Below are 7491 nucleotides of genomic sequence, written 5' to 3'. Positions count from 1 at the left end.
TCACCACAGCCAATACACAGCACATAAAAAAGACCCTTGTCCTAAAACAAAGGTCTTCTCCATTAAAAACATTATTCACCTAAATCAACGTTATGGTACACCTGCTGCACATCGTCCAAGTCTTCCAAAGCATCAATCAGCTTTTCGAATTGAGCTTGTACATCTTCTGTCAGCGTTACTTCGTTTTGTGGCAGCATGGTCAGTTCAGCTACGGTAAACTCTGTGACGCCACCATTTTTGAGTGCTTCTTGTACAGCGTGGAACTGTTCGGCATCTGCGTAAACAATGACAGCACCGTCTTCTTCCAAAATGTCACGCACATCAACGTCCGCTTCCATCAAGATTTCCAGCACTTCATCAGAGGATTTGCCTTCCAAACCAAAGACCGCTGTTGGATCAAACATATAAGCAACCGAACCGGATACGCCCATGTTCCCACCGTTTTTGTTGAAAGCGGCACGCACTTCCGGAGCTGTGCGGTTTACATTGTTGGTCAGTGCATCCACGATGATCATGGAACCATTTGGCCCGAAGCCTTCATAGCGCAGATCGCTAAAGGTTTCATCAGAACCGCCCTTTGCTTTATCAATCGCGCGGTCGATAATCGCTTTCGGTACGCTGTACGTTTTAGCACGCTCCAGGACGACCTTCAGAGCACGGTTGGACTCTGGGTCCGGCTCGCCTTGCTTTGCCGCCACGTAAATTTCCTTCCCGAACTTCGCATAAATACGACTGGTGCTCGCGTCTTTAGAAGCTTTCTTCTCTTTAATATTGTTCCACTTACGACCCATAATCCCACTCTCTTTCAATATGACAGATTAAATATGAATACTCCGGATTCCTTTTACACACTAGCCTATTATACCTCAATCTGATGAAAGATGTTAAGCAGTGGAAGAATTTAAAAGCACAGCCCCTGATAAGGAGAGCTGTGCTTTGCTTTTACGAACCTTATTTCTTGGTCAATCCTTCGTAAATCGTTTTGATATTCCATTCCATCATTTTGATGTACGTATCGCCATCTTCTCCCGGCTTTCCGAGAGAGTCCGTAAATACTTTCCCGACAATTGGTACACCCGTTTCGTTCGATACCATCTCCATGCTGCGCGGATCGATACTCGTCTCTACGAACAGAGCCGGGATTTTTTTCGCACGGATCGTATCGACCACCTGCGTGACCTGCTCTGGTGTTCCTTGGTTCTCCGAGTTGATTTCCCAAATGTACGCCGCTTCAAAATCGTACGCTTCGCTGAAATATTTGAACGCTCCCTCGCTCGTCACAAGCAAACGCTGTTCTTTCGGAATCTGGTTGTATTGCTTAACCGCTTCCTCGTGCAGAGCAGTTAGCTGTTCGATATACTTCTTGGCGTTTTGCTCATACGTATCCTTGTGCGCTGGGTCCAGCTTGATCAGGGCATTTTTTGCGTTCTCCGCATACTTGATCCCATTACGTACATCCAACCAAGCGTGCGGATCTTCTTCGCTCTCTTTGCCTTTGGTGGTCAAGTGCTTGGCCGCTACACCCTCACTGAGTCGGAATACAGGTGCATCCGGACCTGATTTGCCTGCTGTGGTCATCAGTTTATCGAACCAGGAGTTACCTGCTTCCAAATTCAGTCCGTTGTAGAAAACCGCGTCTGCATCCGTCGTTTTTTGCACGTCAGCAGGCAGTGGATCATATTCATGGGGATTGGAGCCAATCGGAGCAAGGCTGTGAATTTCCACCCGATCTCCCCCAACGTTTTTTACGATGTCATACAAGATGGAATACGTCGTGACCACTTGCAGCTTCTCGCTATTGTCTTGTTTTGCAGGTGCGGGCTCGTTCGCACTTTGCGGAGCACCACACGCCGCCATTAATATGGTTGAGACTAGAAAAACAAAAAACAGATTCCACTTCTTCATGACGATATTCTCCTTTACTTTGAGAGCTCGACCCGTTTTTGCCGAGCTCGGATTGATTTCCATACCACCCCGTGTTTTCGGGAGAAGAGAAAGGCCAGGAAGAAGAACACAGTTGCAACCACGACAATCGTGGCACCAGAGGCCAAATTATAAGTAAAGCTAAAATAAAGACCGATAACTGAAGACAGCATCCCAAAACCGCCAGCCAAAAAGATCATGGTCGACAAGCGGTCCGTCAAAAGATAAGCGGTAGCAGCCGGCGTAATCAGCATGGCAACAACCAATACGATTCCTACGGTTTGCAAGGAAGCAACAGTTACCATCGTCAGCAATGTCATCAGCAAGTAGTGAATGAGGTTGTTACGCAAACCGTAAGCAGCCGCAATGGTCGGATCAAACGAAGTCAGTAACAGTTCTTTGAAAAAAGCGTAGACTGTCACGATGACGATGACCCCGATGCCAACGGTCACCCACATGTCTGACGAACGCACAGCCAATACATTCCCGAACAAAATGTGATATAGATCGGTACTGCTTTTCAGCATCGTAACCATGATGATCCCGATCGCAAAGGCCGATGTGAACAAAATTCCAATCGCCGTGTCGTTCTTGATGCGGCTATTTTGGCTCACGTAGCCAATTCCAACAGCGGTGAGTACACCCGTTAAAACAGCGCCCACGAAGAAATTGATCCCAAAAGCATAGGAGAGGGCCACCCCAGGCAAAACAGCATGTGAGATGGCATCCCCCATCAAGGACATTCCCCGCAAGATGATAAAGCTTCCTATGACGCCACAGATTAACCCAACCACTACAGATGTAAACAATGCTTTTTGCAAAAACTCATACTGTCCAATTGCCATCAAGAAATCCATTATGCAAGCACCTCGGTCTTTTCGAGAAATGGTAGCTGATAGGAATATGCTCTCGACATGACTTCTCGATTCAGCACTTCATCGACCGTACCGAACTTGATCAATTCTTTGTTCATTAGAAGAAGCTGATCAAAATACGCGTATGCTTTGGACAAGTCATGATGGACGACGACAATCGTTTTGTCCTGAAATTGCAGCTCTTTCAAAATACGAATGATGGTGTCCTCGCTCGCCACATCAATCCCCACAAATGGCTCGTCCAGAAGTAGCAGCTCCGGTTTTTGCGCAAGTGCCCTTGCCAGGAAGACACGCTGTTGCTGCCCGCCGGAGAGCTCCCCAATCTGCCTGTCGCGGAAATCCTCCAGCCCCACTTTTCTTAGGCATTCCAGCGCCCACGCTTTTTCCTTTTTTTTCGGAAGCTTGAACAGTCCGACACTTGGGTACGTCCCGATCAGCACTGTATCCATGACCGTGATCGGAAACGTCCAATCAATCATGCTCCGCTGTGGTACATAGGCGATTTTCTTCCGGAATTCATTTGTCTCTTTCCCAAAAATCCGCACGTTCCCCTTATCTCTCGGAATGAGGTCCAAGAGCGCTTTGATCAGGGTTGACTTCCCTGCCCCGTTTGGACCGATGATCCCAACCATGCTCCCTAGCTCAACATCAAACGAAACATCCCGAACAACTTCGTTCCCAAAGTAAGAGACATGCAGGTCCCTTACAGCGATAGCAGAATCCATGATTTTTTCCCTCCAAATAATAGCCCGTTATATGATCCCGCCCAAAAACCGATGGTGAAACGGGTAATTCCTCCATGCCCATATGCCCACACACAACAATGTAGTCTTGTACCAATAATATTCACCCGAACAAACTAATATGCATTCGTATAAAAAAGTTGCCTTAATGCAAAATTAAATGATTTCCATTACCATGTCAATATATTCTTTTTTCTGAAATACAAAAAAAGTGCAGCTCCTTGTTCAAAAGAGCCAACACTTCCAAAATGTCCCTATTTCGTTCATAATTAAAAGCTTTTTTTCTATAAAAATAAATAAACATATGTGAAACAACTATAGTTATGTTAATATGAACATTATCTGTTTGATAAAAATCTAAAAATTAAAAACTAACTAAAAATAGAAAGAGGTGGATCGTATGCAGGATCAAAAATTGGAGAGAGGTCTAAAAAACAGACACGTACAACTCATCGCGATCGGTGGAGCAATCGGAACAGGATTATTTTTGGGCGCAGGAAAATCGATTCATTTGGCCGGCCCATCCATCTTATTTGCTTACTTGATTACGGGCATCATCTGCTTTTTAATCATGCGCTCACTCGGGGAGCTCCTCTTGAGCAATTTGAATTACCATTCTTTTGTGGATTTCGTCAAAGATTATCTGGGGAATATGGCCGCATTTGTCACGGGTTGGACTTACTGGTTTTGCTGGATTTCGATCGCCATGGCTGACCTTACAGCCGTTGGTCTGTATACGCAATACTGGTTTCCGGAAATACCGCAGTGGATGCCAGGCTTAATTGCCCTCGTGATTTTGTTAATCATGAACCTGGCTACGGTGAAGCTTTTTGGAGAAATGGAATTTTGGTTCGCGCTCGTAAAGGTCATCGCGATTCTCGCCCTGATTTTTGTCGGTATCTTCATGATCATCAAGGGCTTTTCTACGAATGCAGGTGCATCTAGCTTCACGAATCTCTGGAGTCATGGCGGTATGTTCCCGAACGGCTTTAATGGGTTCCTTCTTTCCTTCCAGATGGTCGTATTCGCATTTGTTGGGATCGAGCTCGTCGGGCTGACAGCCGGTGAAACAGAAGACCCAAAACGAGTCATTCCAAAAGCGATTAACCAAATCCCGATTCGGATTTTGATTTTCTACGTTGGCGCACTCATCGTCATCATGAGCATTTATCCTTGGAACGCGATCAACCCGTTGGAGAGTCCATTCGTGCAGGTCTTCGCAGCGATTGGCATTGCAGCCGCTGCCGGTATCGTCAACTTCGTGGTACTGACATCCGCCGCTTCCGCATGTAATAGCGCCATTTTCAGTACAAGCCGGATGGTTTACTCGCTTGCCAAAGAAAAGAATGCACCTGTGCCCCTTACGAAACTGACTACCAACAAGGTCCCGGCAAATGCACTATTCTTTTCGACGGTTGTCATCCTGATCGCAGTCGTATTGAACTACGTCATGCCTGAGGGCGTATTTACACTGATCACTAGCGTTTCGACCGTTTGCTTTATCTTTATTTGGGGAATCACCGTCATCTGTCATTTGAAATATCGCAAAACGAGACCAGATTTAGCAAAAGCGAATTCGTTTAAAATGCCGCTCTATCCTTTTGCCAACTACCTGATCCTGGCATTCCTTGCCTTCATTCTGGTCGTACTGGCTCTAGCGGAAGATACACGAGTCGCCTTGTTCATCACACCTGTGTGGTTTATTTTACTCGTTGCGATTTACAAACTGCGGAAAACGAAGACAAATGAAATAGAAGTAGCAGAACACTAAGCAGCGCCTCCTGTTTTCACATTCAAAATCAGTGAAAATGGGAGGTGCTTTATTTTGGTATATCCTCACGCTGCTCCCCTTCAAATACCCCTTCGATCAAAATACCCTTCTTGCACTTTAGGGAGTACATAAACGGAATGCCCCATCCAAAGCCCCGATTGAAACCCCAGCTCCCACGCACAGCTTTAGGTAGGACGATATTTTTATGTATGTGACTTTTACTCTTGTCATCCACTGCACCTTCTTTTTCAATTTTTTCAAAAGAAAACTAGCTTCCTTCCACTTCGATGTGTACGATATGTTAAAAACCAAATCCAGCATGAGGTGATAGTAAACATGACACAGCAGCATTCGTCCTTTGCAAGACCTCCACTCGCAGATTGCATTCCTGATCTCGTTGCCTTTTCCAGAGGGGAGAAAAAAGCGACCCTCTTCATTCATAACGGCACGCTCGTCAATGTTCTCTCCGGTGAAATCTTGCCGAATATGTCCGTGGCTGTCGTTGGCACCCGTATCGCTTATGTCGGTCCTTTTGTGGAAGGGATGACGGATGAATCCACCAGAATCATCGATGCAAAAGGAAAGTATATGGCACCAGGACTGTTGGACGGGCACTGTCATATCGAAAGCAGCATGCTGTCCGTGACGCAGTTCGCCGATGCGGTACTGCCGCTCGGAACGACAGGTGGCTTTTTCGATGCGCATGAGATCTCGAATGTTCTCGGTCTACCCGGTTTGCGCATCATGCTGGATGAGGCAAGGCAGACACCGATGGCTGCTTACATGCAGGTCGCTTCATGCGTCCCTTCAACGGATGCTTCTTTTGAAACGGCTGGTGCAGAATTCGGACCAGCAGAGGTCGCGGAAGCATTGAGCTGGGGACCAGATATGATCGCACTCGGAGAAGTCATGAATTTCCCTGGTGTCGTGTACGGAGATCCGAAAATGATTGGAGAAATACAAGCGACACTGCGGGCAGGAAAAGTAGTGGATGGTCACTATACGTGGCCGTCAAGTGACCCGCGTCTGGCTGCTTATGCCGCTGCGGGTGTAACCGGCTGCCATGAGTGTGTGACCAGCGAAGATGTCGCACAGCGCGTACGCCTCGGCATGTATGCCAAAATGCGCCGCGGCTCTGCCTGGCACGATGTTGCAGCAACGATCAAAGCACACACCGAACAGGGCATTGACTCCCGCCGGATGATGCTCGTGTCCGATGACCGCATCTGTGATTCGTTGAAAGAAGAAGGACATATGAACTTCATCGTCAGACACGCGATCTCGCAAGGGGTGAAGCCCGTTACTGCCTTCCAGATGGCGACCATCAATACAGCAGAACGATTCGGTGTCGCACGAGATGTAGGCTCAATCGCACCGGGTATTATCGCCGATATCATTTTGCTCGACGGGAATCTGGCCGATGTAAATGTCGTGACGACGATCGCACGCGGTGAAGTAGTGGCGGAAAACGGTGAAATGACGCTGGAGCTTCCTCCGTTCCCGTACCCTGCGTTTGCTGTCAACTCTGTGAAAATCAAGGCTGAGCTCACTCCATCTGACTTCATCATCAAGACCCCTGTTCCGTCTGGGACGATCAAGACGCGCGTCGCAGTTGTCCGGGAAAATCACGTTGAGACGGACGAAGTGTTTGTCGATGTGGCTGTCGCAAATGGCGAGCTACAGATTACGCCCGAGAGCACCTTGTGCAAAATGGCTGTTTTCGAACGCCATGGGAAAACAGGTGGCTCTGGCATTGGGATTGTCAGTAATGTCGGATTTAACCAGCCAGCAGCGATTGCCATGACAGTCGCCCATGACTGCCATAACGTGCTTGTCATCGGAAACGACGATGAGCGGATGGCACAAGCAGCCAATGCTGTGATCAGCATGCAAGGCGGTATCGCTGTCGTGACTGGAGATGGCGAAATTGTGGAGCTTCCGCTGCGTTTAGCTGGACTGATGTCGACCGAGCCTTATGAAACAGTTGTGCAGCAATCCATGGAGATTAGCCAAGCCTTGGTGAAGGCGGGCTGCACGATGAACTACGCCTTTATGACGTTGTCCTTGCTTGCTCTGGTCGTCATTCCGACCTTGCATATATCGGATACGGGCTTGATTCGCATTTCAGATGCAGGATTTGAGCGAGTATCACTGTTTGTGGAATAACGATGACATCCCC

Annotated in this window: 6 protein-coding genes; 2 read left to right on the top strand and 4 right to left on the bottom strand. The window is 47.6% G+C overall.

Annotated features, from left to right (window positions below; translation table 11 throughout):
• Nucleotides 1–71 precede the first annotated feature (71 nt).
• The 4 genes from HP568_RS25790 to HP568_RS25775 all read right to left on the bottom strand — a co-directional run bounded on the left by HP568_RS25790 (nucleotide 72) and on the right by HP568_RS25775 (nucleotide 3523).
• On the bottom strand, nucleotides 72–791 hold the full coding sequence (locus tag HP568_RS25790) for a YebC/PmpR family DNA-binding transcriptional regulator (protein ID WP_016741001.1): 720 nt from the start codon (nucleotides 789–791) through the stop codon (nucleotides 72–74).
• A gap of 160 nt (nucleotides 792–951) precedes the next feature.
• Nucleotides 952–1905 carry a metal ABC transporter substrate-binding protein gene (locus HP568_RS25785; RefSeq protein ID WP_173630596.1) on the bottom strand — a complete coding sequence of 318 codons (954 nt, stop codon included), beginning with the start codon at nucleotides 1903–1905 and terminating at the stop codon, nucleotides 952–954.
• 14 nt (nucleotides 1906–1919) lie between these two features.
• Entirely contained in the window at nucleotides 1920–2780 is an 861-nt protein-coding gene (locus tag HP568_RS25780) for a metal ABC transporter permease (protein ID WP_048031786.1), read from the bottom strand.
• Nucleotides 2780–3523, bottom strand: coding sequence for a metal ABC transporter ATP-binding protein (locus HP568_RS25775; protein WP_048031785.1), 744 nt, complete (start codon nucleotides 3521–3523; stop codon nucleotides 2780–2782). Before HP568_RS25775 ends, HP568_RS25780 begins: the two co-directional genes overlap by 1 nt.
• A 418-nt stretch (nucleotides 3524–3941) precedes the next feature.
• On the opposite strand from HP568_RS25775, the gene HP568_RS25770 reads away from it, so the two are divergent.
• Nucleotides 3942–5312, top strand: a complete 1371-nt coding sequence (locus HP568_RS25770) for an amino acid permease (RefSeq protein ID WP_048031784.1) — start codon at nucleotides 3942–3944, stop codon at nucleotides 5310–5312.
• Between the two features lie 336 nt (nucleotides 5313–5648).
• On the top strand, nucleotides 5649–7478 hold the full coding sequence (locus tag HP568_RS25765; protein ID WP_173630595.1) for an adenine deaminase: 1830 nt from the start codon (nucleotides 5649–5651) through the stop codon (nucleotides 7476–7478).
• Nucleotides 7479–7491: the final 13 nt, after the last annotated feature.

It is taken from the genome of Brevibacillus sp. MS2.2 (assembly GCF_013284345.1).
In the GTDB taxonomy this organism is placed as follows: domain Bacteria; phylum Bacillota; class Bacilli; order Brevibacillales; family Brevibacillaceae; genus Brevibacillus; species Brevibacillus brevis_C.
The sequence above is the reverse complement of the archived record's forward strand: the minus strand, read 5'-3'. Positions and strand labels throughout refer to the sequence as shown.

Excerpts from the sequence above, each read along its gene's own strand:
- HP568_RS25785 (WP_173630596.1), bottom strand. The coding sequence starts at position 1,905 with ATGAAGAAGTGGAATCTGTTTTTTGTTTTTCTAGTCTCAACCATATTA.
- HP568_RS25780 (WP_048031786.1), bottom strand. The coding sequence starts at position 2,780 with ATGGATTTCTTGATGGCAATTGGACAGTATGAGTTTTTGCAAAAAGCA.
- HP568_RS25765 (WP_173630595.1), top strand. The coding sequence starts at position 5,649 with ATGACACAGCAGCATTCGTCCTTTGCAAGACCTCCACTCGCAGATTGC.
- HP568_RS25775 (WP_048031785.1), bottom strand. The coding sequence starts at position 3,523 with ATGGATTCTGCTATCGCTGTAAGGGACCTGCATGTCTCTTACTTTGGG.
- HP568_RS25770 (WP_048031784.1), top strand. The coding sequence starts at position 3,942 with ATGCAGGATCAAAAATTGGAGAGAGGTCTAAAAAACAGACACGTACAA.
- HP568_RS25790 (WP_016741001.1), bottom strand. The coding sequence starts at position 791 with ATGGGTCGTAAGTGGAACAATATTAAAGAGAAGAAAGCTTCTAAAGAC.